The sequence below is a fragment of the Paenibacillus sp. UMB4589-SE434 genome (assembly GCF_030226685.1).
In the GTDB taxonomy this organism is placed as follows: Bacteria; Bacillota; Bacilli; order Paenibacillales; family Paenibacillaceae; genus Paenibacillus_B.
Genome location: NZ_JASOYK010000003.1, coordinates 20,043 through 45,907, shown reverse-complemented (window position 1 = coordinate 45,907; position 25,865 = coordinate 20,043). Strand labels below are relative to the sequence as shown.

The window sequence follows — 25,865 nt, the reverse complement described above, 5'->3', positions numbered from 1 at the left end:
ACACTTCGTTGGCCGTTATTTTGACATAAAAGATTATTTTAGTTTTTAAGACGAGAAAAGTTCATTCGCCTCGAATCTAGCAATGCTGCAGTTTTTGAAGGAAGATGGCATTAAAAGTATTGGAGATTACTTTTAAGTGCTAATTAGTGAGGGCGTAATCCATAGCGGGAGGCGCAGCGAGGTTAAACGGAACATATTTTAATTAGAGCAAGAACTCTCTACTTATCCTGAAAATATTATTCACACGGATGGATCTGTACCTATGGTGCAGGAGTACAGCCTTGAAGCTCAAGTCGAAGAAGATAAGGCAAAATCTCGACAGGAATCCATGAAGTTTCCAGTGACGATGATGTACATCGGAGCTTCCGATGTGATGCCGTAAACGTTTGTCAATTTCAATGTCAATTCACTGACTGGAATGCCCCTGGTTGTCTACGACATCACGAGCGAGCAGCCAGCGACGATTGAATGGGAGTAATAAAAGATACTCCGAAAACCCACTACATTCAAGGGTTTTCGGAGTTCTTTTTTAGAGTCGACTCTGTGCAAGGCTGGTCTTTATTTCATAGATTTTTTGGAGCGTATGGACTTGCTTTGTCTTCTCGTCATCGTCCTCCGTGTGAAGATACCACTCCACAAGCCTGTAGCCGAATACGAGAAGGATCAGCTCGTAGATGCAATTATCGGCGATAGGGGATACATCCGCATATTCCGAAAAGCCTTTGTAATATGCGGGGACACATCGCTGGTAGTATTCGACCATGTGATCAATATCCGCTTCATCCGCAATCAGGCTTGCGAGATCCTCACCTAGGTAGCCCCATCCGGATGTATCCCAGTCGATGAGAGCGATTTTCCCGTCGGCATAGATCAGGTTGGTCACCCAGAAGTCCCGGTGGCATAGCACGAGGGGCAATTTTTCGATGCGGGCGAGTATCTCGTCTGCTTGCTCATCGATGTCGATGAGCATTTGCCGCACGTGCTGCGGAAATTCGCAGTCCTCCGAGCGTATATAATCGTAGACAACCGGCCATGACCGGTAATGCAGGTACGTATTCTTCATGAAATCCGCATGGCTCAGGTTGGTCAAGCTCTGCAGCACAGCTGGCTGCTCCGCATACAGCTTGCCTTGGTAGCGTCCTAACTCCAGCGCGGCCTGTTCATACATGTCACCAGTCAAGTCTAAACCGCTTATGCCATCGATATATTCCAGCCACAGCTGGAATTTATTTTCTTCGGCATTGATCTCGGCGTGGTAGCAGGTCGGCCAGCGGAAGGAATCTGAGAACGTTGCTCCCAAGTCAGACGCATAGAGATCATATTCCCGGCGCCATGAATCCGGGTCGCCGTAACGCTCCCATTTCTTCTGATTTTTCAACACAATATGGTACGGCAATTTTTCGCCATCTGCGGTTTCGGCGATTCCCGTTACCAAGTATACATTTCCCACGGTTCCGCCCTGTAACGGCGTGGTTTGGTAGTCGGCCGAGACGATATCCTTCTTGAACCGTTGGCTTACGGCATAGATTAGCGTTTCGAATTTTATATCCATTTCTTTGATCCTCCATTTTTCTTCGTTTGCTTGCTCCACATGGCGATTGTTTTGTTTCGAGCCCTCAATGCTGTTTTTTGGACGCAAAAATGCCACGGACAAGCAGCCTCTAAAGAAGCTGCTGTCGCGTGGCATCAGGACGCAAAAAAAGATACGACCTTCATCGTATCCTGCAAACAGCTATATTCACGAAAGGTTACTTTGAACGGCATACCAAATAATACGGGCGTTTTCCCACTTTTTTCATGTATGCCTGCTATTCAGTTTTAAGACCAAACCACCATATAAGTAGCTGCCATTAAAAACATCTCCCTTCGTGCCAGGAACTTGCTTATCGCTAAGCTGTTTATAAAATAACCTGATTTGGTAAAAAAATCAATGCCTTACAGCACAGACAAGAAACTTATTGCATAATTGTTGCTTCGAACAATAAAATGGAAGAAAAATGGTTAGCATATCGAATCTACCCTGGGCCGCTTGGAATCGAATAGTCGCAATGGCGAGAAGCTCTCTCATCACAAACTAGCTATATTGAGTTGAATACGAGGAGGACTTAAATTGGATGAAAGCTTATCTCAATCAACCAGTTCCCTGACTACGTTGACCGCAGCACAGGTGCTTGCGCTTAATCATGTTAAATCGAGTGCGATGCTAATGCGATGTCACGTGCGAGAGTCAGCGGAGAGAATTCTAGTGCGTACTGGCGTGATCTCCGTGACTATTGACGATCTCATGTCGGGCATCGGTATGCACGCTCGTGTCGCATTAAACTTCCATCCGGACCGAATTCTGCCGAGCGGTCTAACCGTTGTTGAGGGCCTACTGCGAGATGGAACCTACCATAGTCAATTTGTAACCGGCGTTTCCAACGGAAGTCGTACGGCGTTCCCAGGCGGGGATCGCGATCGCTGGGAGGAAAAGCTTTTCGGTGGAGTTTACCAATCGGACGGCGTACGAGATTACGAGAGACCGAAATACGGTGCTCTCAACCTAATGAATTATGTGGATGGTGCATCCCCACGCTTTGGCTCATGCTATCTTCGACTGCGCCCTCATATTTTGAGCCGCTGCACATTTACATTCGGCGATAGTCATACCGATTCGAAGCATGTAGGGACGATCGATATATTTGATACTGTGCTAGCCGAGCTGCTAGGAAACACAGACATCACCCGCGAAGCGCTTGGCTCTCCAAATACTGATGTACCGAAGCTTGTAAAACATCTTCTCAAGCTGCACGAAGTCACACTCGACGATGCTTGTGCTGTTCTTGGACGATCACTAGATGACTACATTGAGACTCAAGTCCATGGAGACATCAAAATGTCCAGGGATGTCGAGGCTCTAGTTGCGGACTCGTCGTATAAAGAGACGCCGATTGGTGATCAACTTGAAACCTTGTGCTCTAAATACAATGTAAACCTAGCTTGGCATCCTGGTTTCAGACTTTCGGCGCAGACTGTTCCGGACGATTTCCGGGGTCCAGCGATGCCTCCTCTTGCAGAACGTGTCAGTCGCGGGTTCGCTATAAGACCAGGTGAGTTAGATGCAGTCACCTTGGGTAGAGCAGCAGCAACTCTCCACTTTAATCCTGAAAGTTGGCAAGACTGGGGCACCCCTAACGAGACATCACAGCACCTCAAACAGCTTTGGCACATCCTTGTAAGATACGGACAGCCCATATAAGGAGGTGAGACGCGTGGACGGAACAGACAAAATCTTTTTGATCGGCGAACTGGCCGCGGCAGCCGGTGTAACCGTAAGAACCCTTCAGCACTACGACAATATCGGGCTTTTACCGACATCCGGCCGTACTGATGGTGGTCGACGTTATTATACCAAGGAAGACATGCTCTGTTTAGAGCAAATCATGTTTTATAAATCATTAGGATTTTCCTTACAAGAAATACGCGACAAAGTAGTTAAACGTCCGAAGTTATCTCAGATCGATCAACTCCTGCATGAACAAGAGGTTTTACTCTATAGAAAAATAGAAGATGCTCATGCAAGCATTGCTTCAATCGAGGCATTTCGAACTGCCATCGCAGCTGGAAACGACCCGTCGTGGCAGTTGATAACCGGTTTTATCAGAACCTTAAATAACAGTAATCTGTTGGATTGGGGGCAATACACTTTCAGTGACAGCCTGAAGGAAATGTTCGGTGAATATTTTCCCAAAAAAGAAGCCTTCGATTTTTATCATACTTGGAGAGCAATAGCATTGAAAGCCGTAGCGCTTGCCAAGTCCGGGATGACGCCGGAAGATCCCGTTGCACAAGGATTAGCCGAGGCTTGGTGGAAAATAGTACTGAAAGTAACCGAAGGGGATGATGAACGGATCCATGCTTTTGCGCAGATTCAAGAAGATCGAGCTTCATGGCCTGAGGGAGACCGCGATCTCATGGATGCGTCTCAATCTTTTATTGATCTATCGGTGAATCACTATTTAAAATCCCGACCCAAGGAAAGCATAGAATACAGCTCTTTAAAACTTAAATACGATAAAGGCCAAATACAATCAGAGGAGGTTCCCTAATAAAATGATTATGAGCAAAAACTCATCTTCTAAAACAAGTCCCACATATTCGAATAAAACTTGGGCTGGATATGCCCTAGTCCCGCGAATGCTTTTTTACAAACACCAGCATTCTGTTGTTTATTTCTTCAGGATACTCCCCAGTTATCGCATGTGAGGCATTAGGCCAACTTTCGATATCAATATCTTTTACATACTTTTTACCATTTTGAACTGCCTTTTTCGAATTATGCATGATGCTGTTTTCTGCCATTAATGCAAGAATAGGAAGATCAATCTTTTTCAAATCTTCAACACTAATTCGATCAGGAGCTGGAAGCTTAAGCTTGTAGTTTCTCATTGCTGATTCTATTAGCTTTGCAATCGGTTCACTTTCATCAGCCTTAGCGCCTCCAGAAATATAGCTTAACATCTTTTCTCTGATAGCTTGGGGAATAACTGACACAGATGCCGGAATTGATAATGCAATCATCTTTAGTGAAATTGGAGCGAATACAAAAACTGGATCTAGAAGGCTAATAGATGCTATTCTTTCGGGGTAATATCTCGCTAAATTAATAGCAATCCACCCCCCTATTGAAACTCCAACAATATGAGCGCTAACTAAGTTTAACTCTTCAAGCACCTGATTTAACCATTCAGCTTGTACCTGCCGGTTGTCAATTGCAGCTGTCTGTATGCTCATTCCGGGCTCCCCGAGTAAATCAATTGCATAGATAGGCCTTTCCTTCATTAGCCCCTCCAAATTCGGCTCCCACATCGGTGTAGAAGCTGAGCGTCCAGGAAGCAATACGATAGGCTCTTTGTCCCGGTTATTCTCTTCAGTAAAGTAATAAACACGAACTGTACCATATTGAATTTGGATATCCTTTGTTTCATTAGGCTTTGGAATAAGTGCCATTGCTTCGTTATAAGCATTCTTAAACTCTGCTTCTCCTGCTTTAGAAGTAAAATGACCTAGTTCATTTTTTATCATAATAACTCGTTCCCCCTTAGTATTAACACCATTAAGAATATATAACTACCTGCTGTACAGGTTTCTTCCAACTCATTAATCGCATCTTTATTTATGATTTAATCATATTACGAAACGTAATGAGCAATCGTTATTTTCAATGGAGTTTGGAAACGATCCATGCATACAAATCATTTTTTTAAGAGCAATGTAGATGAGAAATGCTGCATATACGGCTAATTCTTTACGGGCACCCAATCTAATTGAAATTGTCGTGTCTGTTAGTTCAAAGCCAATCCCATTCCGAGTAATGGTGATTATTAGGCCCTCTAGGGTCTTTCAACCTCACACACTGTTCCATTGGATGCAACTGTATCAAAGACATTCTGACCGGCATGAATATAAAGGACCGGATTGTACAACAAATATCCCTAAACGGTTACACCCTCGTTGTAAAATTCTTTATAGTTTTCGGTGGAAATAAAGTTTTAGACTGGAGTCTTTGATTTAACGTGGTTTTTGAAATGATGAATCGGCAGCTTATGAAAAATAAGATTTATACTGATCCATTAAAAGAAGCAGCGGCAGACCAAGACTGGAAAAATGAAGTCTCTGACTGCCGCTGTAGTCATTCCACTAACGTTTCCTGTTAGTTGAGCAAATAACTTTTCCGTTGGGTTTGAACCTATCCTATCGATTCCATCCTTTGGAGACATGCATCTCAATTCTAATGAACTCAGGCTGATTCCTTAATCCGCCTGATTCCTTGCACGATACGCTCTTTGAGACTCTCCCGCAGCGAGTATATGACCGGTGCCGTAGGGATGTCGAATTTCAGATGGGAGTGGGGAATTTCCGTGAGTATGGTGCCGATCGGGTTACCTTGCTTGTCATGGATTACGTTCCAAAATATTCTCGATCTGTTGTCTTCTGTACCCCACTTTTCAAGGGAGTTTCGGAAAATCAAGCGCTTGGCGATAACGAAATCATTCTCCTCGAGCTTCTCCAGAGCGCTGAAACCGGCATCCTCCAACTGATCGAATATGACCGGCATAAGATGATCCAAATAATGACCATAGGCCGCATCTTCGATTTCAGCAAAAGCAGCCGTCAGTTGTTCATGCATGGATTCGTACATGGACCTCCACTCGGACTCGATGTAACGGTTGGCCACCTCGCTTATTTCCTCGATCGACATGTCTTGCCGGAAAATCGGGAATCCTTTTTTCACAAACAAACGCCTCCTCCTCTTCATTTCAATTTCATTGTACAACTTGTAAGCCAATTCGAAGGTTAAGCAAAAAAAGAGAAGGATTATCAACTATTTAATAGAAAACCTTATATGCTTGTTTAAGCTTGAGCTATTGTAATGAGGAGAGATGACGAGTTGACAATGCGCCCCAAAAAGATGGCGGCTAAATTCATGATTAGCGCCAGTACTATAAGGAATTACGAGGCTAAAGGCCTAATACCTCCTGCTGAGCGATCATCAAATGGCTATCGTGTTTATACGGACCAGCACGCAGCCTATCTGTCGTGTATCCAAGCCATGGCTCCGGCATTCGGAATGGAAGTGACGGCCCAGGTGCTTCGTTGTCTCCATCAGGGCAAACCGCAAGATGCAATGTGGCTCATCAGGGAAAAAGAAGTCTCTTTGTACGAGGAAAAGGAGAGATTGGAGAGGTTAATTCAGGATGTTCAGATATACGCTTACGAAAATAAATCTCCGTATACCGAGGAGACGTTCACCATTAACGAAGCATCCGAACTGACGCAGGTTCCGAAATCGGCGATCCGCTACTGGGAGCAAGCAGGATATGTAATAGCGGATCGGGACCCTAATAATCGCTATCGTCGATACAATGGATCTCATTTGCTAAAAATCAGGTTGATTCAAATGCTACAATGCTCCGTTTATTCAGAAGATACCGTGAATTTTAAGCAATCCATCGCCACGACCAAACATACGGATCTGCAGGGGGTTATGAATGTGGCTGAGAATGTCAGGTCTTATCTAGATAAGATCATCGAATCCCAAATGTGCGGGTTATCCTTTTTATACCAATTAATTCAACTTACAAAGGCCTCGACCTCCGATGGAGCTAGGATCATTCAACCGCGCCTGAATGGAACCGCCGAATAGATCATGGAAGGATTCTTCTAAACAAAAAATAGAGGAGATTAGCTCATATATTGAACTAACCATCCTCTATTTACGTTACTACAATTAACTCAGTCTAATACTTTAGTGTGCTGTCAAAAAGACATTCAATAGTTATTTAAAAGGCTGTCGATTTCTCGACAGCCTGGACAGAAGAATTACTTCTGCTGTTCATTGTATTTCAAATGTAAAATAGGATAAGGGCGGCCTGCTCCATCCGTCAAATCTTCACCTGTTATTCCAAAACCGCTTTTTAAGTAAAACCTTGTCGCATTCTCATTTTGTTTATTCACATCAACGGATGTGATCCCAAAACTATTGATGCATCTTTGCATAATTTGTTTCCCATACCCTTTGCCAATTCTATTCGGATCGAGAAACAGTGCTTCCAAGTGATTTTCATTAATGGCGGTAAAACCAATGACAGAGTCTTCGATATACCAGAGACGTACATCAAGATGAGGAAAATACATGGGTAATTCTTTTTTGATTTCCTCTTTATCCTTGAAACTCAAAAAATGATGAGTAGCCATTACCGATCTTTCCCAAACATTTATAATCATATCATAGTCATTAACGGTTGCTTTTCTGTTTTGTATCATTTCGTTCTGCTCCTTTTTCTTTTTAATTTATCACGCTCCTTTCATCACATTTTTGTAGATGGTGATCGTATATCTCCAATTGATATATGACTTCATGCTTACCACTCTTTTCGGATTTATATTAATCGATTTGCGATCAAACAGATTCCACTTTAATTATTTATACTATCATATTTAGTTGGATTCAATAAATGTTGCTCTCTTTTACGGTAGAACCAGCTCATCCCCATTTTACTTATTTCTCAAAGTATTCATTTTGACACAGACTTACATGTATGATGTCATGTCATTCACCGTCTCTAAATAGACTTTGTCTGCTGCTTCCTTCCTGTTGAAAACCAATTAGAATTAGATACCGAAATGAACAATCAGTTGGTTATTATCTGAAGCTTTGACAGCTAAGTTAATTAATGCTTCTAATTCACAAAAATACCCCATGATTTAAAGAAGCATCATCGGGTATTTCTAGCTGCTCAAGATTTTTTAGTTGATAATAAGCAGAAAAACACTCTTGTAATTTTGTAATGCAACAATGTGGTTCCACATTTTTTTTACGGGGACACAATTGTTCGATGAAAATAAAGTTCTAGACTGGAGTTGTTGATCTAATGTGGTTTTTCAATTATTAATTTGGCAGTCTTCGCAAAATAAGTTTTAGACTTCTCCAATAAAGTAAGCAGCGGCGGACTAAGACGTGAAAATAAAGTCTTAGACTGCCGCTGCTGTTTCAGCCTGATAGTGAACTAATATTCCCCAGTTAGCATAACGATTAGTTTTAATCGAACTCTTAGTTAACATTTGATTTCGACGGAAAGTGATTGTCCCTAATGTTAAGTCAACAGAAACTCTACTATTTCAGCCTTCAGCGTTTCGTGAAATTGCACGCGATCAAAGCCGGGCGGGTCTTGCGAGGGGGGAAAGCTTGGTGAAATCATCTCAGCTGGGAACGGAGTCAGGAAGGAATAATGTCCGGCATTCTCCACCGTCCGATAGTGAATCATTTGCGGTTCAGCAACACTATTCATGATGATCTGCGCGTGAAAAGGAAGTGCGTAAGGGTCTCGCTCGGCATCCAACATAAGAATGGGGAGTCGAACGTTGTTTAATGCTCCCTCATTGCGGAACCAAACGGACGCCGGGGCTAGCAAAACCAGGGACCGGATGCGTGAATCATGAGGGACATCGATCTGCTGCGGCTTCCCATCCGGGCTCTCAGCAGGGAAGGAGGTCGGGATACCGCCAGCTGCTGCAAGCGCAGTGTAGCCCCCCATGGAATGCCCGATGACCGAATAGCCTCCCGACTGTAGAAGCCCCTTAAATCTCTCATCTTCAAAAAACCAGTCGGCTGCCATGCGAAGGTGCCGGGGGCGATAGGTGAGATTTTGGACAGTACCTTCCATACTATTATCATTGCGGTTATTAAATGGATGTTCGAGAAGGCCAACGATAAAGCCGCTGCGCGCCAAATGCCGAGTGAGCGACCGGTACACAAGCGGTGAACCGCCTGTACCGTGCGAAATGAGGACTAGTCTAAATTTTCCTTCCAGCGGCGCTGCGTCTCTGGCCACCTCCAACGAGTACGGCCCTAACCTATCAGCCTGTTCCGGTGCATCTGTCGGATACATCACGATCATGGGAACGGTCACCTTCAATGCGTTGTCGGTAATTTGTACCTCACAGCAACCTGCATATCCTTCAACAATGTCTTCTTTTTTGTTCATCTTGATTCCTTCCTCTCCTTGAGCTACATGCTCCTAATATGGCGAGCCAACGGGAATATATATGTCTAATAACGAATCCTCGTTCATCGGTCCTAGATATCGATGGTCGTAACGCACAAACTCCGGGAAATTCGTACGAACGCTGCCTGACTGGGGTAACCAGGTTTCATAAATGTACTGGAGCGTATCGCTGAGTCTCGATAATATCCCCTTATGAGTAAAAACAGCATAAGTTACAACTGGGAGCAGCTTAGCGACCATTCCCAAAGGAACTACACTCTCCTCGCTAGCCACCTCGACACAAGCGATATACGTGACTTCCCATTGCCTACCTGTAAGTTCAATGACCGCATAAAATATGTCTTCCGTATCCGGCTTTCGCTCAATTTCAAACAAACGCTGCCTAAAGCTCCGCCATAGCTTTCCGACTTCGTCCGAATTGACACCCGGTATCGACATGCCGACCAGATGCAGCTTATTCAGGCAGACAATAGCTGGCACGAGGGAGATGCTCTTATTCAAATGCTGTAGCCCCACTTCATCCAAAGGAAGCTTCTCCATCGCCCGAAACAGCGTGTCCTTCATGTCCCTTTGCTTTCGAAATTGTCCAGGCGAGATGGAGAACATTTTCCCAAAGGCTCGGGCGAAGGATTCCTGAGACTCGAACCGGTACAGGATGGCAATATCTATGATCCTTTGGTTGGTATAAAATAAATCGTATGCTGCTTGTGTCAATCTCCGCTTGCGTATGTACTCCGAGACGGAGTTTCTCGTAACCGATAGGAATATCCGGTGAAAATGGTACGGCGAATAGCCCGCAGCCTCCATGACCTTGGTACTTAATCTCTCATCGGTCAGATGATCCTCAATATAGGTAATGGCCTTGATTACCACATCCTTATAATTCACTTTAATGCCTCCATATCGATATACTCACTTTACGACAGAGGGAACGCTCTGTTTTGATATTTTTTGCGGATTTTACTTTACTCAACAGCTAACAATACTTTCCAAACGCAGATAGTTTCCTGATCAGCTACACCCTTCGGTTCGCCAAAAGAGCGACCTCTGGAAATTGCTCAGTCTCGATGGTTATAAACAAATCTTCCCCGTTAGCCACACATGCGGGAAATCAAGGATTCTCGGAAAACGTCCATGTCTTATTCAATCCTTTCCCTCCTGGCTACGCAGCGTCCCGATCAGCTCTACAAAGTGTCGCCCGCGCTCTTCAAAGTTGCGGTATTGGTCAAACGCAGTGCAGGCAGGGCTCAGCAGCACCGTGTCGCCCGGTTCGACCAGCTTGTGCGCCTGTGCCACGGCATATCCTCAGCCTTAACATCTAAAAGCAAACGAAATTTCAGTTCTGACTTAATGGTTATCTGGATTTTTATTTACAATTTGCAAAAAAATGAGAATAATAATTCCCAGAACACTCCATAATAATTCATGTATTTTGTTTTCTGAAAGGAGTGGAAGAATGGGAAAGTGTGATGGGAGAACTTGTGGCATTAGTTGTGAGGGTGCATGTACTTGTATGATTGTAGGTGATGAACATACAGATTGTGAATGTTGGTGTCATCCATGGAGTAGTCCCCCTGTACCAAGAGGAATGAATAAATCCGATCCTGAAAAAATGATAAAATTCTTTGTATGTGATGAGATGCCTTTATCTTCTCTTGGTTATTTTTTTGATAACCTATTTCCTGAACAGATTTTAATACCAGCATCGAAAGTTAACACACAGGTCACTACCCAGTTGGAAAATATAAAAATAGGTGACCTAATAGAAGAATTAGGCCTGGTTGTGGTAAAAAAACCATTAGTAGGAAGAGATTTAGGAAAAGATTTAGCAAGAGATTTCGCAAATGAGATGAATGAGAAACTATAAAGAAAGTAAAAGACCGCCTGGTTAGGCGGTTTTACACTGTTAGAAACTTTTGCTTTAGTGGTAGACATTCTTTTATATTGGCATATAAAAGGATTGACTTTCATTCAAACGCTATTATATCAGGCTTTCAGTTTTTTTAAAGGCCCAAGTAGTTTTTCATAGAATTATTTCGGGGAGTTGACTATTGAATAGCTCCGTAGATAACTCAATTAATGACGTGCCGATAGATAAGTAAAATAATGTGAAAAATCCGAAATACTCTTAATTAGTTCGGATTCTTCTTGTTCTTTAACGTTTTTTTACTAACCTTCTTGAACTAAACTGCCCTGTTAGTTTAAGTACATTTCATCACAATATTTATAGTTACATTAACATAATTATTCAGCAAAGAATCATCTAACCTCTAAGAAATTTACAAAGGAGGGATGATTTTAGTCAAACTTTATTACAAATAATCGTTCTTTATTATAAATAATCAATCTTTATTACAAGCTACAAACGTATTGCCGTTCGGACTCTAACAGGTAAATGTGGCTGTAATATGCTATTTCCTTGCGAGCGACACGCAGCACTCCACATGTTTCGATTGCTCACTTAAGCTTCAATCTGGAGATTAAACATCGTCGCTTCCATCTTAAACTCCACCCTCTGCTTTACCACTATTTATGATACGGTTCATCGCGAATGATCTTAGACTATCCTGCCCGTTAACTTAATGAAATATCGTTAGTCTAATGTAGTGTAGTGCTTATAAAAATTCAATTAGCCCATCACCGAAATTTGGAAGCTCCTTAATTTCAAATTTGCAGGGCAATGGGCTATTTATGTTCTAGTTAAGGCAGTGTAAGATACTGTCGTTTATAAGACATCATCGTCAGCTAACTCATCTGCCTGACGTTCGTAAACTTCTAAATTAGATGGGATCTTTAATTTCACTTTATCGCCATCAAGGATCACTCCCATTTTGCTCGCGTGTTTGAACGGATCATACGGTTCGTTGTTTTTAAGGCATGAGTATAAAAATTTGGCTATCTTACCGCATACATGACCTATTGCTTTTCTCTTCGCCATTCCTCGATCAACTAACCGTTTATAGTAAACACGAAAACTATTTTCACTTATTTTTGGGGATACTAAAAACAAAGTCATTAAGAATAGAACTCTGCGAGTATCTCTAACACCATCGTATGTCTCCTACTCTTAAAAACAGATGTGCCCTAGATTTTAATCTCAGCGGCTACACCAAGGTACTTTTTAAGCTCTAAATATGTTGAGACGCGTTCAATATCACCAATAGCGCCGATAAATGTACATGCCATAGATTCACTCATGATAGGGAAAGACATAAGTATTTTTGTATAAGGATGCGGTTTGTATCCTTTTTCTTTATCACCATAAAGCAGGAAGGAAATCTGTTTATCCATGCTTTTTATCGCTTCATCTATACGCAAAGCTTCTTCAATTAGCCACGTTTGCCGTTCAGCTTGGTGTGGAATGTTCAAGGCTAATGTGTTGGGTCACAATTCTGCCAAGGTCGTAGAGGCTTTCGTAGCAGTAGTTTTTGCACCAATAGTTATTAGAGTTTGCCTAAGTTCATCCTGAGTTACCTTGGCCATTTCTTGCGCTGTAGGATACTTCAGAGCCAATTTGAGGACACTTAACGCACCTGTTTTTTAAAAGCTCGATTAAGTTCAGGATTGGTTACAGAAAATAATTGCTGGACTTGATTCTTCCGTCTCGTTAATTGAGTAGTAAGTAACCAGCGATTTCTAGTTAATGTGCGGTACAAAACCTGCTCTGCACTTGCAGGGCGAACTAATCGCACCGAACGCATATCAGGATGAAGGGTTTTGTGCCATCCCATATAAGCCATGATTCTAGCATCAATTTCATCGGATTTTTCATTAAGTCCTAGCTGGCGTTCACGAAAATCCTTTACAGCTTTATTTTCAACCTGATATATGGAATAGCCTCGATCTAATAGAACTCTAACAACTAAATATGAATAATGCCCTCCAGTTGGTTCCAGTAAAATAAAGAAATCCTGTGATTTATACCCGAATTGCGCTTGAATATCTTCCAAAACATGAATAAACTTTGTAATCCCTTGACTATCCGAGTTAAACTTTCATTGTTTTACTGCGTTTCCATTCCTTTTCACTGCGGAACTTTTCAAATGGAATGCAAGCAGCAACATGGAAATTCGAACCAATATCTATTCCACATGTCCGAGAAAAATAAAGTCTTAGACTGCCGCTTATTATTGAGCTATAGTGTCCCGTTAGTTTAATTAATCCTTGCTAATACAAAGTCCTCGTCTTCTTCATCCTTTTTTGGCTGGTATTTCATTCGTTCAAGATCAACTTTCAGCAAGTGGTGAAAATGTAATATCGTCGCTATAATTTTTAATTTAGTAATTTGTAAATTATATACCCTATAACCAATAATAAAATTATAATTCCAGTTCCTTTCCATCCCAAACCACCAAATAAACCAGTTAAATTTCCATATTCAGAACGATTTACTCCATCACTAAACGCACCAAAAGGATTATTTTTTAATTCTTCTTGTTTTAAACGTTCTATTTGTTCTTCAGGTGTTTCTTTTCGAGAACCCATTTGACCACCTCCTGAATAAACTTGCCCTTTCCTTCATCAAGAGCAACTCAAAAAAATTATCCATGAGTTGCTGATAAAACTAACCTGCCGTTAGCTGAATGCCCATTCCCAGTCTAATACTATATTGGCAAATATCAAGACCTATACTTAAGGAAATCAAATAAAATAAAGGGTTCTACATATTATGCATGACTAATATGTGTAACCCTTTATTTTTAACCATCGTGTCCCGTTAGTTCAAAACCACAAGCTCTATAAAAATGACATATATACACCCTTACCTTGTATTAATTTAAATCCAAGTTGTTTGTACAAAGTACGAGCAGGGGCATTATCATCATCTGTTTCGAGCTGTAATCGCGTTGCTCTATTAGAAATAGCTAAACCAATGGCATGCTCCATTAGTTTCCTGCCAACACGCTTCTTTCTATGCTTCGATGATGAATATAAAGCTTCTATACGCAATACTGGGTAGCCTTTGCTGATTGAGAAGCTCCAGGAAAGGATGATGAACCCAATATATTCATGATCCTGCTTAGCTAAATAACAATTAGATGAACCGTCATTAATAAACCTATTTAAGATTTGTTCACATTGTTCTAGCTGATCTGGTGATGGATCTGACTCGTTCACTCCATTGGAAGAAGAATTTAAGTAGCCTGCTATCAAATTTTTAACATTAGGAATATGAGATTCATCAAAGTGTATGATTTCTATATTCATTAATATCCCTCCCGTTCAAAAATAAATCAATTCATGAGATCCAATAATAACCGTCTTTATATACTTCATTATCAAAAAGTATAAATCCGACCATCTTATCATCAGAAAAAATGCGGTATGGTATAGATGTTGGTTCGTTAGTTTCATGTATAAGTGAATCGTCATTACTTGCAACCAAGGCTTTCTGCTGGCTACTGACGCTTAATTTGGTACACTCGCTTTCTAACTCTTTCGTAATCTTATCGCAGACTGTGTGCCCATCGAAACACTTGGTCCCCCCGCCCGCTTAGTGTGCGGTCGCCGGTTCTAAATAAAGGCAGCTTTGACTCGGCTTAGATTCACTATTTATCCGATATATGCAGCAATACAACGAGAAGAAGGGGCTGCGTGTTGCGGCTGAATTCAAGAAGATAAATTACTCAAATGTAACAGTAAAGCTTGAAAAGTGGAACTCAGCTACATTTTCGTGGCAATACAGTTCTACAGACTCATTTAACTATATAGTGAATCCACCAAAACATGTAATTGAGGATCAAGCAACCTATGGAATGTTAAATTCTGGCCGTTACCGTGTTACATTAGGAGGAACAATCACCACTGTTGAAGATGGAACATTTGCAGCAAGTACTCAGTTTCCAGCTACATTTGAAGTGGAGTAAAACCTAATAATATAATGAGCCGCAGGATGCATTTCAGTATGTCTCGGAAAGGCAATTGTTACGACAACGCATCAATGGAGAGCTTCTTCTCGCATCTTAAAACGGGAAGGGCTCTTTTCTAATCATATCCGACCATAAAGGGGTCCCGTCTGCACCTGCACCCCGTAAGTAGACTCTCATGCTCACTCCCTTGACTAGAAAAAAATACGTTCACGACATCACTTCCACAATATCATTTTACGCCCTTGTTCCTGGTTCTCTGCCTTTCCATGCCACTGGGGACCCACGGTTGCGAAGCCTCAAGGCGTAGCAAAAAAGTCCAATGGAAAACAGCGTGGTCTATCGCTGGTCGCTTGGGCTTTTGTGATATTAAATGAAACGACCATCTTTTTTTGGCTACTGTCAAAAGCAAATAAAGTATTAGACCAAGGTAGTTAATTTGACGCGGTTAAGGGCTTAGAAAATCGACAGATATTGAAAAATAGGTTTTAGACTAAGCCCTGCAAAGAGTCATAAGAGCGACCATTATTAGAAAAATAAGAATTAGACTGGTAAGGCAACTTGCAGCTGGCGCCACCAGCGTGCCGAACCGGCGCTTCCGGAATACTGTCAATCAGTCCACAACTTTATTTTCCCAGTCTAATTCTTTATTTTTGAGTCTAACACTTTATTTTCTCTGAACACCAACATAGAAGGGATAAAAAGATCTTGAGTTGTCCGGGTCTTCAATATTGCTCGTATCCGTAAGCATAAAATTATTCAATTTATGATCACCTATTCGAATCATTTGCACCATAGTAACCAAGTTTTCTTTAGAGCTCCGCAATGGGCCCAATGTAGCATGTCAGGTTTTAGATTTGGTGCATTACCCATAATAAACTGAGAGGTCGAGAATCCGCCTCAATAACTTTAAAGGGCTTCTGTTAAGTTCTTTCGACAAGAGGAAACATTTTCCTACTTCCTCTGTTAAGTTCTTTGTTTTTCAATGCAAAAAACCTGTCATTTCGACAGGCTGAATAATCATCGGATATGCAGCGCCAAAAACATGGAGCGCCTCATTTCTGTTAAAGAAGTCCAGGAGGGTGTCCTGCCGGCTCCAAACCTATTCTGGGCGGTTGTTCCCTTAGAGGTCACTGCACAATTATATATACGTCTTTTAGGGGGCTAATTCCTTCTAAATACCGACCAGTTACCACAAATACTTTATAGAAGTCTTTCTAAGCTCCACATTAAACTCAGAGGTTAACTGGTACTATGGTATTTTAGCATGTTGCTCAAAAGTGGTAAAAGCCTATTTGTTGAACTAACGTTTCCCGTTAGCTTAGTCTTTTTTCCTCCATAATCCTCCGGAACAAGGTGTGAATCCACTCTCTGAATAGAATGACGTGTGTTTTGAATCGTATGTCAACGTCACAATTTCTAACCCGTACTGCTCCGCTTCTTGAAGTAATTTCTTCACTAAGGCTTGCCCTATTCCTCTCTTCTGAAATTTAGGATGCACAATTATGTCCTCCATATAGCCATGTTGCAATCCCATTCCTGCAACATTGCCAAATGCTATAAGCTCAATGTTTTTTTCATCTCGAAGACCAGCCCAAAAGTTGCAACGTTCAAATATAGCAGGGTAATCAGAATGTCTGCCGTCCCATCCCACTAACTCTCTTAAAGTTGGTACTTCATGCGGTTCTATAGGCAGATTTATTACTATCTCTCGACTCAGCGATCTATCCCCTTCCGCAATACTTCTTTATCTAGAATTCTTCATCATATTGAAACTATCCTGCCCTTTAGTTCAATAAAAAGAACGCTCCCGCGCCTTCGCTTGGGCTACGTTCTCCTCATTATATTCCATTTCCAATCACCCATTAAAGAACGTACGCGGGTAGCATGTAGTGCTTAAACAGGGGCTTATCTTAACCTAAGCACTAAGAAAATACTTTATTTTTCAGTCTAGTACTTTATTTTCTTTCGTCAAGAAGCAGGCATGATGTGCTGCCTAGCATCGCGAAATACTTGTGCTTCGCAGCTCTCGCGAGTACTCATCCCCGCAGAGGTTCCATGTCAAATAGCTCTATTAAATTAGTAAACGTATATCACCACCAGTATAGCGAAGAGCCTTTTTTTATTTACTAATCATCCAGTTTTTAAATTTTATTTGACCAAGTGCATTAAAAATTTTACGAGTTAGGTCTTGCTGTTACATAGTATACAAGAAGAATATCTCATGGGTTATTTTCAAATAGTGAGTGGAGAATATTTTACGCTTACCCTAATATAAAATTACTAATTCGAGTATATACGAAGATAGCATTTATTCGAATTAGTATCGGCTCAATTTCATCTTAAATGCAATAATCTCGTCTTGGTCATTTGCTTTTAATTTATCGAATAACAATAGCAAATCTGCTTCCTTTTCATTGACTTCATTCACACCAATAACCTTATTATTTGAGCTTTCAGTCCCAAGCACAAGCCATGCTAAATCGACATGGAATATAGAGGCTATTGAAATTATGATCTCAGCCGAAGGCTTGTACTTGTCTTGCTCCACTTCACTCAGCGTAGCTTGTGAAATCCCCACTCTATTAGAGAAATCAATCTGATTCATTTCATTGAGCTTTCTGATCTTCTTAATACGTCGGCCTAGAGTTTCCATTCGAAGTACCCCCTATAAATAATAAAGTCCCGATGAGCATTTGCATCACCGGGACTGACATAGATGGTTCACGACTTTTTTATCACTTGACAACAATTTGTCCTCGAACAATAAATGTGGCACATGAAATACCATGATAATCAAGATCTTTATGAAATGACAATAAAAGAAGTGACAATAAATACGGAACATAGCTTTTTTCTGTTGTAACAATAAATATGACACATAGGATTCAACTTTTCTAACCCATTAACATAAAAACACTAATATTCCTCTGCTACTTTAATTTCCATCTCGTTCCATAAAGTATTAGCTTTTATTATTCATCTTCATTTTTTTCTTGCGAATTTTACGCATTTCACGTTTATATATTTGATCCGGATCATACGGACCAGTTTCCTTTTGATGCTTCATGTAAGCTTTCATTGAATAAATTTGAGAGATGAAGAGTAATATCACCATGACTCTCATCATATCTTGAAACCAAGGAATTAAATATTTCACGCCGTTATATAAAAATATGAAATCTAATACAAGTAGAATCAGTACCTTTTTCGTTACTTTTATCCCTAACTCTTTATCACGCTTTGAAATGTTTGATAATGTGCGTAAAAATCCTAATGCAAACAATGGCAATATGATTAAAATCATTACCCCTGTTTCTGATAACCATACGTAACTCTTAGCCAAAATTAGAGTCAATTGATAAAGAACATGAAAACCACTTAGAAGTTCATCTGGTGTAGTTTGTCGAATATCCGATAACCACAGTAGAAAAGATCGATATGATGGGACTATAATAATAGGTATCAATAAATAACGCAACCAGTGTAATTTCCACTTGTTGTCCCAAACTGCTATCATAAATAGCTTGTCCGAAAATAATGTTAATCGATGGCGAACATTCAAAAAAAACAACCTAGTAGAATGCGGTCTTTCATCTTTTGATCCATTATTTTTCCCCACCCAAAAAACCCCTTTTTTACAGATAATACGCAAATCAGGCTTTTTTGTTTCAAGTTGATACATTTAAACCATTTCTTGGAGTTTATCTTGTTTTACAATTAATACTTATTAATTCAATTATATTAATACATATGAAAAAGACCGTCATTAACTTTCGGTCTTTCAATTTTATTTTAATGAAGCAAGTTACCCCACTTTTTTATTGAAGATTGAGCAAAGAAGAATTCAGAAATATTATTTAAAATACGCTGATTAGAACAGACAACTCCAGGACTAAAATTCTGAATGGATTGTGAAATGGTTAGCGAAATCAAAAAAATTAAACTCCTGAATAGTCTCAGGAGTTCTTTTATTTTAAACACATAACTTCTACTTCAATTTGTTCAGCAACTCGCTGCGAGTGACTTTTTCTTAATCCAGCCTCCCGGATAATTTTCCAATCTTCTAAACTTTCACGTTTGGCGCGCAATTGATTAGCTACCCATTTGACACGACGAACTTGGATATCATCAATCGATTCTGCGTAAGTTTCTATAACTGTCATGGTTAGAGGTAATTTCTCGATATGTTTTTGCAAAAGAGCAAGGCGCCCGACCTTCTTACCTATAGAGCTAACACAAATTCGAATTGGTTTCATTTTGCCGCTCAGTTCTTCGTCAATAATCAATTTTACCTTTTTTGATAATTCTTCATCACGCTTCCCCCAATCTACTCGCTTGTCTGCATACTTTTGTCCTCTTCGTAATGTCGGAGAATTCTCCTCAAGCCATTGTTGATCGTATTTATACAACCATGTAAAATCCTTTGGCTGAATTTTTCGTAGATCTGTTTTTGTCATTTCCGGATTACTCTCCATAAGGTTTAACCAGTTTGAACGTCTCTTTATCCGTTCATTTTCTGATGAGATGAACATATGAACTTTTTTCACTGCACCTTCCTCTAACCGCTTCAACTGGTTTTTGACCGTAGTTGGATCGCATTTCATCCGCAAAGAAATTTGCCGCTGATTTAGTTTCTCTTCTTTCTTTAGCCGCAAGAGTTCTCTATCCCACACATGCCCAAACTCTTTAATACGACCTATTTTAAACTTATCATCATGTGTAGCATCTGTTCCCTTTCTCGAGTAAATAAAACCGCAGTTACATGCAAAAGTTCCAACTGGTACTGGACTTTTGTAATCCCTTGTAACCTTGCACTCGGTAATAGCAGTTTCCCCATAATGGTTAGCAACAGGATTTAGGCATAGCCAAGGTCCATTCCCAAAAGGATGATAAGTTTCTACTTGCCCAAAAAACTGGTTTGGCGTCATCCCTAAAAAACGCATCAATAAGATATGACGAACAGGGTGCATCGACGCTCTTGGTTTCCGAACAAGCTTCATAATCCAGCTATCCGCATGATAATAATCGACTTCACAATTCAACTTTTCTAATAAGTCGTCACCGTAAAAATGTCGAAAAGCATCGATAAACTCACGAACACGAACAGAACCAGAGTTAGTAGCTAACTTCCTTGCTTTTAAAGCATTCAAATATCGATGCTTGATATCGGAAAGTCCTTCGCTTGTCCATGAATATTCAAGCAGTTTCTGCACAGATTTGGCTATAGCAATAAAATGATCACCGTCTTTTTCATCGACTAATTCACAAGAATTGCTATCAGAGATTTGTGATTTTATGTCAATAAAATGGCGTTTGTTTTGTCTGGCTACAACTGTCGCGCTGCTATTGGTCAACGGAATTTCATGTTTGGCGCACATAAGTACACCTGAAACTTGATGGGATCTGTGCCAGTACATCTCACCGAACCTCACCTCATCTTCTTTTACGCAGAATGCGCAATACCGAAGAACTCGATTACTCGGCATTGCGCTAGGCATAACACCAATAGTTGTATAAATTCCACCTCCTTTATCTCCAGCCATCATTGTAATTAACTTCTCCACCCGCCAGCCCATTGCGCTATCATATAAAGTTTCACAGCAATATCAGTAATGCCCTGTGATTCTTCATAAAGCGTATCGCTGATTTCTTGTGTAAGAGGAGTCTACACGTTTGTCCATTGGTATCGCCAGAGCTCTTCAATGAATAGTTCCCATACATCACCTTTCGTGTAATTCGACCAAGTCATATCACCTTGATTCGTTGCACGTCTAGCATTGGAAAAATGCTTTGTAATGGGTCTCATTGCACCGAATGTTCCGATTAATACTATTTGTACCCCAATTGAATTAATTAGCTCGGTGAAAAAATCGAGCATCTATTTATCGCAACCGCTCGAAGCGGACTTTAGTCGCTGTATTTCATCTATGACGAGTACATCCAAACCTAGGTTAGCTGCAAGAAACGCCATATCTGGAATTAAGTCATCCGCAGATTTGCGTTGGCGAACAAATTTTCTGTAAAAACTTGTTCCTAAAATGGCATCGACTGTTTGGAAAAAGTTTAGAGCTAAAGCTCTAACAGATCCATTTCTAGGACACTCGAGTTTAAGCCATACCATCTGTTTTCTAATGAAGCGATGACCGTTATAGACGGTATGATCGATTACTTGTGGATAAAGAGACAGAATGCTTTCAACGGCTGTTGTTTTACCTATTCCGCTTGTACCAATAATGGCAAAGCCAGCAGCAGAAGAGCGAACAACAGGTAGCCGTTCTTGTTCCCTTCGATTGAATCCTTCGAATGCTTCACGCATTTGTTTTACATTTTCAGCCTCGATAGGATTTCTTGCAAAATAACCATTTCGAATCATTCGCGAAAAGCGTTGTTCCAATTCAATGAATTTGGGAAGCGGCTGGACAAAGTTAGCAATCCTTTGCACTGCCATACTGCGGTGCTCAGGACTCCAACTTCGTTCTGACTCGTGATATTTGGGGAATCTCTCCAACTCCTCAATAGCATCTTCTTTGGTCTTGATTGGGGGCAACGCTTCGATAAATGCATTATGCCGATGCCCAGGTTCATGACTCTCACGGTAGGATGCTTGTACTAGTCTTCCCACAAAAGGTGGTTTCGCATCTTTCAAACTCGCTGCGCTACTATCTCTCATTTCCTTCCCTCCTCTTTTTTATCAACGAAAGAACGCTTTGCTCTTTGGATTGACGTAATCTTGGCGACGGCTGTCCGAAAGGAACCAGCTCTCCTGTATTAGACGCAGGCTTTTCATCGCGAAAATCAAATCTCTCCGTTTCGCGATTTCGCATTTTTTTCTGCTTCACGTTCGGCTTTGGAAACTTTACCTCGGTTGCTTGGGCTAACATATGGCTGTTGCTTTTGTCGTTCTGATTGCTTTCTTTTCGCCTTTTCGACTGTATCTTCAATCTGGGCATCCCGTTGAACTCTTGTAGACTCTTCCTCATGCCGGGCACGATCAAGTGTTTTTAAAGCCAAGAACTCCTCAACATCTTCAAGTCTTCGTCCTTTAAACGTTTCCTTTTCCCTAGGAAGAAGCTCGCATGGAACCGGTTCGCCTTTCTCATCGATAAAATAAATAACATCTGTCATTCTTCTATCGTACGCAATGTTGATTTTGAAACTTTTACTCTTTGCTTTTTCAAACCAGCTTTCATTTAACGCCCTTTTTCAACCGTACGGCATTTTTTTGAAGATTATTCATTTTCGAGTAACGGTCGCATTAGCTCTTGGCAGCAAATTAAGACGAACAAGGCGCGGATCCATTTCTGGGAGAGCTCCTCCTGAACCTGAAATCCCCCAATTCCACAACTCATCTGGTATAGGTTTTACTTGATCTGCGATCAATTCTTTACTAAGCGATACGAGTCGATCCAGTGTGATTGGTTATACTGGAGAAATGTGTATATCAGAATCTGCGTAAAATCCTCCAGAGTCAATGTGGCATCTTTCTCTGGTGCCCTTTCTCCTCGTTTACGCATTCTTCCTTGTGTACTACCAGGTTGCCAATGTATGACCGATGTATTGAGTTGACCAAACATTCGTTCCACGATAGGCTTCCAATCGGCGCGATATGGTGCTGTATTTGAGACATGAATACCAAGGGAATCGGAAAGCATGTCAGAGTTTAAACAATAAACTCTGGACCTCGGTCGCTAATAATTTGCTCAGGTTTAAATGAGCAGTCCCATTCATAATTCAGCGATTGCGACTCCGTGCAATGCACAAAAGCTTGCTTATTTTCCATTGCATTTACAAGAGCCATCGCATACCCCTCCCAGTTAGGACCTTCGAGTCCCACATAAAACCCAGCGACCTTGCGACTAAAGGTATCACTGACCACATAAAGCACCACCTTCCCGATATTTTCACCGGTATAACTACTAACAAGAAACAAATCAACAACTGTTGAATCGATTTGATATAGTTTACCTGGACCATCTGCCATGCCTGCTGTACTGCCAAGTACAGCACGATATTCAAGATTAAACGCACGTTGACCGTTTCTCCCTCGTAGCGTCTTCTTGAAGTCTTCTCTTTTCTGAACCCAATATCGAAATTGGCGAATGCTGTGCCTCTCCCCTATTGGCGGCAAGATCGGTACCTTTTTTCCGTTTTTTTCTTTAAAGCCAATATTGTAGAAATGACGTAACATTTCATCGAAAGCTTTTATTAGAGACAGCTTTTTTTCGATATAAAATTTTTGATAGGCTATACCGAAAATCACTTCATCCTCTGGCGTAACATTCCTACCAATCTTGCCATCTTGAATCTCAAGCAACGATCTTCTTCCCCGTTTACCTGATCTACCCTCATGTATACTTTGACTCTTATCGCCTTCCACAATGGCTCTGGTATCTTTACTACCTCCTTTCTTTTCATTCTCACGAAACAAAGCGTCCCGTATCATACCATGCTTCCAGTACCGCCGAAGATACTTTAGCACATCGTTATATAGAACTTATTTTTTTTCTACCACATCTTTAATGAGCGCCGCTCGTAACGTTGGATCAAAAACATCCGGCTCATCTTTCACCATGTGCTCGATTAAAGACCAATAAAAGTCCCGCTTCGAATACTCATGCTTTTTCTTTTCCGGATCAGGCTTATTTAGCCTTAAGAAAGGGTCTTCCGTTCGTTTTATTGCACGCTTATCAGACAGCGCTTCTTCTAATTCTTCAGCATCGACAATGACCGGATTTGCCTTATCTTCCGATAAAGAAAAGAGGAGTACCTTTTTACGATCAGGGCTGACCCATAGAATTCGTTCGAACCGCTTTGTCTGCTCGTTCACATCAATCCACTCGATAACGGAGTTCGAAGTGAGCATAGTTTTTTAATTCAATCCCCCTTACCTGTTGCAAATTTTCATTCCTTTTTACCTGTAGTACTTTGGAGAAATCTTTTTTGACCATCATATCGATGGTCCATATTCTATTGGCGATTAAATGACGGATAATCCATAGGCACGTCCCGTGCCTTAGTTTAAATACATCGTCGACTTGCTTTGCTACCTTTGGAAAGGCTTGATGGCTATTTCCCAGTGCCTCAAACAAAATCAATTCGATTTCCCAAAGTAACGTTTCGTCAAGTCCTTTAATGTCCTTGAGGTGAAGGACTTTGTGTACCCAGGCAATATTGCTCACAAGAGCGGGCGGAATCTGCTTTTGAGTTGCAATGCTGAACTCAATCCCCTTTTCGCACCAGAACATCCTTTGAATCTCCAGTTTTTCAATCTCGCGTTTTTTCTTAAGCTGACCCTCTGGAATAACTGCAACGGCAACCAACTTTACTGTGTCATCGATACGGACATCGATTAAAAAATCGGTCCACATTATTTTTGGCTGTCGCTTTTTCATATCCATGGGATGTTTAATCCCCAGCTGCTCGCAAATCCTTATTGTATCTTTTGGCGGTAGCAGGAACTTTTCACGAATGTCAACAACAGACATTGCCCATTCGAGCGTATAAAAAAATGAAGCTCTAACAGTGACAGAAAATGATGCGTACGATTCGTTTTCCATCCTTTTATACGATGCGATAAGCCTGTCGAATGAACTCCTCGTATGGTTACGCCGGGCTTGTACTTTTCACCATAGCCCCGTGATTTACCCATCTTTTTGTATCTTTCGTATTGCTCAAACACCGTTTTTTGAGGTTTCATGCGATTTCACTCCAATCGTAAATTAATCCAGGCTGATTTCGACTCGCGGAATCGCCAGCGCAGGTATATTGATTATGAACCGTATTTCAAACTGTAATACAGAAATTTATAGACGTTCGCAAAAAAAAACCTCTTTCATTAGTTTATCCCTTTATTAAACTGGCTTCACAATTGACTACGAGTGCAAAAAAATAAAAACACAAAAAAGCGCCTGTACCTAGGCGCTTTTCGAATAAAAAAATGGAAAGATTCTTTCCTTTTACAAGCCCTGTATGTATAACTTTATTGCTTGGCACGCTTTTTCTTCCGGCTGCATATCCGATTTAATACGCGGCTTGGCTGACTCCCTTAGCATTAATTGGGTTAACTCGTTAATAATAACGGCAAGCCTTTGATGCATAATTTCATCTCTTTTCATATAACCGTATAATCTTTGAAAACTTCGCACATTGCTTAAGCCTTGTTTGTTGATACCGCCTAAAATCTCATCACGATCAATCCCAAAGTGGTTTTCTAAATTCAGGATATCCTCCGCATGCAAAGGTATTGGTGCTTGCGAGTCGTATGCGTTTTTGATTGATTTTACTGATTTATACTTATAAAAATGCGCAATTTTCTTTAGATATTGTTCTCTATTTGCATTCGTTGTCCGCTGTTCTATCGCTTTGTACAATCTAAGCGAAATGGATGATCTAAGCTCTTAAAAAACCAATTTTGTAAGTAGTTTACAAAATAGATAAATGATTATAT

The 25,865-nt window shown here is 40.9% G+C and carries 27 protein-coding genes; 6 read left to right on the top strand and 21 right to left on the bottom strand.

Going from position 1 to position 25,865, the window contains the following annotated elements; translation table 11 throughout:
- Positions 1-529: 529 nt before the first annotated feature.
- Positions 530-1,552, bottom strand: a complete 1,023-nt coding sequence (locus tag QP775_RS12820) for an aminoglycoside phosphotransferase family protein (protein WP_285107256.1) — start codon at positions 1,550-1,552, stop codon at positions 530-532.
- A 558-nt stretch (positions 1,553-2,110) separates the two neighbouring features.
- Here QP775_RS12820 and QP775_RS12815 point away from each other — a divergent pair.
- Both QP775_RS12815 and QP775_RS12810 read left to right on the top strand, forming a co-directional pair.
- Positions 2,111-3,238: a DUF3626 domain-containing protein gene (locus QP775_RS12815; RefSeq protein WP_285106535.1), complete on the top strand. Its 1,128-nt coding sequence runs from the start codon at positions 2,111-2,113 to the stop codon at positions 3,236-3,238.
- A gap of 13 nt (positions 3,239-3,251) precedes the next feature.
- Positions 3,252-4,088, top strand: coding sequence for a MerR family transcriptional regulator (locus QP775_RS12810; protein WP_285106533.1), 837 nt, complete (start codon positions 3,252-3,254; stop codon positions 4,086-4,088).
- 76 nt (positions 4,089-4,164) lie between these two features.
- On the opposite strand, the gene QP775_RS12805 is transcribed toward QP775_RS12810, so the two are convergent.
- Positions 4,165-5,064: an alpha/beta fold hydrolase gene (locus QP775_RS12805; RefSeq protein WP_285106531.1), complete on the bottom strand. Its 900-nt coding sequence runs from the start codon at positions 5,062-5,064 to the stop codon at positions 4,165-4,167.
- A gap of 715 nt (positions 5,065-5,779) precedes the next feature.
- On the bottom strand, positions 5,780-6,298 hold the full coding sequence (locus QP775_RS12800; RefSeq protein WP_285106529.1) for a DUF6022 family protein: 519 nt from the start codon (positions 6,296-6,298) through the stop codon (positions 5,780-5,782).
- A gap of 138 nt (positions 6,299-6,436) precedes the next feature.
- On the opposite strand from QP775_RS12800, the gene QP775_RS12795 reads away from it, so the two are divergent.
- Positions 6,437-7,186: a MerR family DNA-binding transcriptional regulator gene (locus QP775_RS12795; protein WP_285107254.1), complete on the top strand. Its 750-nt coding sequence runs from the start codon at positions 6,437-6,439 to the stop codon at positions 7,184-7,186.
- Positions 7,187-7,362: 176 nt separating this feature from the next.
- On the opposite strand, the gene QP775_RS12790 is transcribed toward QP775_RS12795, so the two are convergent.
- From QP775_RS12790 to QP775_RS12780, 3 genes are all read right to left on the bottom strand, one after another.
- Positions 7,363-7,806 (bottom strand): GNAT family N-acetyltransferase, encoded by a 444-nt coding sequence (locus tag QP775_RS12790; protein ID WP_285106527.1) that lies wholly within the window; start codon positions 7,804-7,806, stop codon positions 7,363-7,365.
- Positions 7,807-8,636: 830 nt separating this feature from the next.
- Positions 8,637-9,527 (bottom strand): alpha/beta hydrolase family protein, encoded by an 891-nt coding sequence (locus tag QP775_RS12785; RefSeq protein ID WP_285106525.1) that lies wholly within the window; start codon positions 9,525-9,527, stop codon positions 8,637-8,639.
- 33 nt (positions 9,528-9,560) lie between these two features.
- A complete protein-coding gene (locus QP775_RS12780; protein ID WP_285106523.1) occupies positions 9,561-10,436 on the bottom strand; it encodes a helix-turn-helix domain-containing protein in 876 nt (291 codons plus the stop codon).
- 246 nt (positions 10,437-10,682) lie between these two features.
- Between QP775_RS12780 and QP775_RS12775 the strand changes: the two genes are divergently transcribed.
- On the top strand, positions 10,683-10,967 hold the full coding sequence (locus QP775_RS12775; RefSeq protein WP_285106521.1) for a hypothetical protein: 285 nt from the start codon (positions 10,683-10,685) through the stop codon (positions 10,965-10,967).
- 37 nt (positions 10,968-11,004) lie between these two features.
- Positions 11,005-11,415, top strand: coding sequence for a hypothetical protein (locus QP775_RS12770; RefSeq protein ID WP_285106519.1), 411 nt, complete (start codon positions 11,005-11,007; stop codon positions 11,413-11,415).
- An 858-nt stretch (positions 11,416-12,273) separates the two neighbouring features.
- On the opposite strand, the gene QP775_RS12765 is transcribed toward QP775_RS12770, so the two are convergent.
- The 5 genes from QP775_RS12765 to QP775_RS12745 all read right to left on the bottom strand — a co-directional run bounded on the left by QP775_RS12765 (position 12,274) and on the right by QP775_RS12745 (position 14,756).
- A complete protein-coding gene (locus QP775_RS12765) occupies positions 12,274-12,564 on the bottom strand; it encodes a hypothetical protein (RefSeq protein WP_285106517.1) in 291 nt (96 codons plus the stop codon).
- A 68-nt stretch (positions 12,565-12,632) separates the two neighbouring features.
- Positions 12,633-12,839, bottom strand: coding sequence for a transposase (locus tag QP775_RS12760; protein ID WP_285106515.1), 207 nt, complete (start codon positions 12,837-12,839; stop codon positions 12,633-12,635).
- Positions 12,840-13,072: 233 nt separating this feature from the next.
- Positions 13,073-13,498, bottom strand: a complete 426-nt coding sequence (locus QP775_RS12755; RefSeq protein ID WP_285106513.1) for an IS110 family transposase — start codon at positions 13,496-13,498, stop codon at positions 13,073-13,075.
- 322 nt (positions 13,499-13,820) lie between these two features.
- Positions 13,821-14,033 carry a DUF6366 family protein gene (locus QP775_RS12750; protein ID WP_285106511.1) on the bottom strand — a complete coding sequence of 71 codons (213 nt, stop codon included), beginning with the start codon at positions 14,031-14,033 and terminating at the stop codon, positions 13,821-13,823.
- 252 nt (positions 14,034-14,285) lie between these two features.
- Positions 14,286-14,756: a GNAT family N-acetyltransferase gene (locus tag QP775_RS12745; RefSeq protein ID WP_285106509.1), complete on the bottom strand. Its 471-nt coding sequence runs from the start codon at positions 14,754-14,756 to the stop codon at positions 14,286-14,288.
- 356 nt (positions 14,757-15,112) lie between these two features.
- Between QP775_RS12745 and QP775_RS12740 the strand changes: the two genes are divergently transcribed.
- Positions 15,113-15,415 carry a hypothetical protein gene (locus QP775_RS12740; RefSeq protein WP_285106508.1) on the top strand — a complete coding sequence of 101 codons (303 nt, stop codon included), beginning with the start codon at positions 15,113-15,115 and terminating at the stop codon, positions 15,413-15,415.
- Positions 15,416-16,736: 1,321 nt separating this feature from the next.
- On the opposite strand, the gene QP775_RS12735 is transcribed toward QP775_RS12740, so the two are convergent.
- The 10 genes from QP775_RS12735 to QP775_RS12690 form a co-directional block, all read right to left on the bottom strand.
- Positions 16,737-17,069 (bottom strand): GNAT family N-acetyltransferase, encoded by a 333-nt coding sequence (locus QP775_RS12735; protein ID WP_483312015.1) that lies wholly within the window; start codon positions 17,067-17,069, stop codon positions 16,737-16,739.
- 666 nt (positions 17,070-17,735) lie between these two features.
- Entirely contained in the window at positions 17,736-18,071 is a 336-nt protein-coding gene (locus QP775_RS12730) for a helix-turn-helix domain-containing protein (protein ID WP_285106506.1), read from the bottom strand.
- 309 nt (positions 18,072-18,380) lie between these two features.
- The gene (locus tag QP775_RS12725; protein ID WP_285106504.1) at positions 18,381-19,100 is read right to left on the bottom strand and encodes a hypothetical protein; all 720 of its coding nucleotides are present in this window, start codon (positions 19,098-19,100) and stop codon (positions 18,381-18,383) included.
- A gap of 286 nt (positions 19,101-19,386) precedes the next feature.
- On the bottom strand, positions 19,387-20,994 hold the full coding sequence (locus QP775_RS12720) for a TnsD family Tn7-like transposition protein (protein ID WP_285106502.1): 1,608 nt from the start codon (positions 20,992-20,994) through the stop codon (positions 19,387-19,389).
- 302 nt (positions 20,995-21,296) lie between these two features.
- Entirely contained in the window at positions 21,297-22,088 is a 792-nt protein-coding gene (locus QP775_RS12715; protein ID WP_285106500.1) for an ATP-binding protein, read from the bottom strand.
- A 125-nt stretch (positions 22,089-22,213) separates the two neighbouring features.
- Positions 22,214-22,543, bottom strand: coding sequence for a hypothetical protein (locus QP775_RS12710; RefSeq protein ID WP_285106498.1), 330 nt, complete (start codon positions 22,541-22,543; stop codon positions 22,214-22,216).
- Between the two features lie 535 nt (positions 22,544-23,078).
- Entirely contained in the window at positions 23,079-23,846 is a 768-nt protein-coding gene (locus QP775_RS12705) for a hypothetical protein (protein ID WP_285106496.1), read from the bottom strand.
- Between the two features lie 66 nt (positions 23,847-23,912).
- Positions 23,913-24,281 (bottom strand): hypothetical protein, encoded by a 369-nt coding sequence (locus QP775_RS12700; RefSeq protein ID WP_285106495.1) that lies wholly within the window; start codon positions 24,279-24,281, stop codon positions 23,913-23,915.
- Positions 24,247-24,975, bottom strand: coding sequence for a TnsA endonuclease N-terminal domain-containing protein (locus QP775_RS12695; RefSeq protein ID WP_285106494.1), 729 nt, complete (start codon positions 24,973-24,975; stop codon positions 24,247-24,249). Before QP775_RS12695 ends, QP775_RS12700 begins: the two co-directional genes overlap by 35 nt.
- 399 nt (positions 24,976-25,374) lie before the next feature.
- On the bottom strand, positions 25,375-25,788 hold the full coding sequence (locus tag QP775_RS12690; RefSeq protein ID WP_285106492.1) for a hypothetical protein: 414 nt from the start codon (positions 25,786-25,788) through the stop codon (positions 25,375-25,377).
- Between the last annotated feature and the right edge of the window lie 77 nt (positions 25,789-25,865).

Coding starts and splice junctions, on each gene's coding strand:
- QP775_RS12820 (WP_285107256.1), bottom strand. CDS start 1,552: ATGGATATAAAATTCGAAACGCTAATCTATGCCGTAAGCCAACGGTTC.
- QP775_RS12805 (WP_285106531.1), bottom strand. CDS start 5,064: ATGATAAAAAATGAACTAGGTCATTTTACTTCTAAAGCAGGAGAAGCA.
- QP775_RS12800 (WP_285106529.1), bottom strand. CDS start 6,298: ATGAAGAGGAGGAGGCGTTTGTTTGTGAAAAAAGGATTCCCGATTTTC.
- QP775_RS12795 (WP_285107254.1), top strand. CDS start 6,437: ATGCGCCCCAAAAAGATGGCGGCTAAATTCATGATTAGCGCCAGTACT.
- QP775_RS12790 (WP_285106527.1), bottom strand. CDS start 7,806: ATGATACAAAACAGAAAAGCAACCGTTAATGACTATGATATGATTATA.
- QP775_RS12785 (WP_285106525.1), bottom strand. CDS start 9,527: ATGAACAAAAAAGAAGACATTGTTGAAGGATATGCAGGTTGCTGTGAG.
- QP775_RS12775 (WP_285106521.1), top strand. CDS start 10,683: ATGTCTTATTCAATCCTTTCCCTCCTGGCTACGCAGCGTCCCGATCAG.
- QP775_RS12770 (WP_285106519.1), top strand. CDS start 11,005: ATGGGAAAGTGTGATGGGAGAACTTGTGGCATTAGTTGTGAGGGTGCA.
- QP775_RS12765 (WP_285106517.1), bottom strand. CDS start 12,564: ATGACTTTGTTTTTAGTATCCCCAAAAATAAGTGAAAATAGTTTTCGT.
- QP775_RS12760 (WP_285106515.1), bottom strand. CDS start 12,839: ATGGATAAACAGATTTCCTTCCTGCTTTATGGTGATAAAGAAAAAGGA.
- QP775_RS12750 (WP_285106511.1), bottom strand. CDS start 14,033: ATGGGTTCTCGAAAAGAAACACCTGAAGAACAAATAGAACGTTTAAAA.
- QP775_RS12745 (WP_285106509.1), bottom strand. CDS start 14,756: ATGAATATAGAAATCATACACTTTGATGAATCTCATATTCCTAATGTT.
- QP775_RS12740 (WP_285106508.1), top strand. CDS start 15,113: ATGCAGCAATACAACGAGAAGAAGGGGCTGCGTGTTGCGGCTGAATTC.
- QP775_RS12730 (WP_285106506.1), bottom strand. CDS start 18,071: ATGGAAACTCTAGGCCGACGTATTAAGAAGATCAGAAAGCTCAATGAA.
- QP775_RS12725 (WP_285106504.1), bottom strand. CDS start 19,100: ATGTATCAACTTGAAACAAAAAAGCCTGATTTGCGTATTATCTGTAAA.
- QP775_RS12720 (WP_285106502.1), bottom strand. CDS start 20,994: ATGGGCTGGCGGGTGGAGAAGTTAATTACAATGATGGCTGGAGATAAA.
- QP775_RS12715 (WP_285106500.1), bottom strand. CDS start 22,088: ATGAGAGATAGTAGCGCAGCGAGTTTGAAAGATGCGAAACCACCTTTT.
- QP775_RS12710 (WP_285106498.1), bottom strand. CDS start 22,543: ATGACAGATGTTATTTATTTTATCGATGAGAAAGGCGAACCGGTTCCA.
- QP775_RS12700 (WP_285106495.1), bottom strand. CDS start 24,281: ATGCTCACTTCGAACTCCGTTATCGAGTGGATTGATGTGAACGAGCAG.
- QP775_RS12695 (WP_285106494.1), bottom strand. CDS start 24,975: ATGGAAAACGAATCGTACGCATCATTTTCTGTCACTGTTAGAGCTTCA.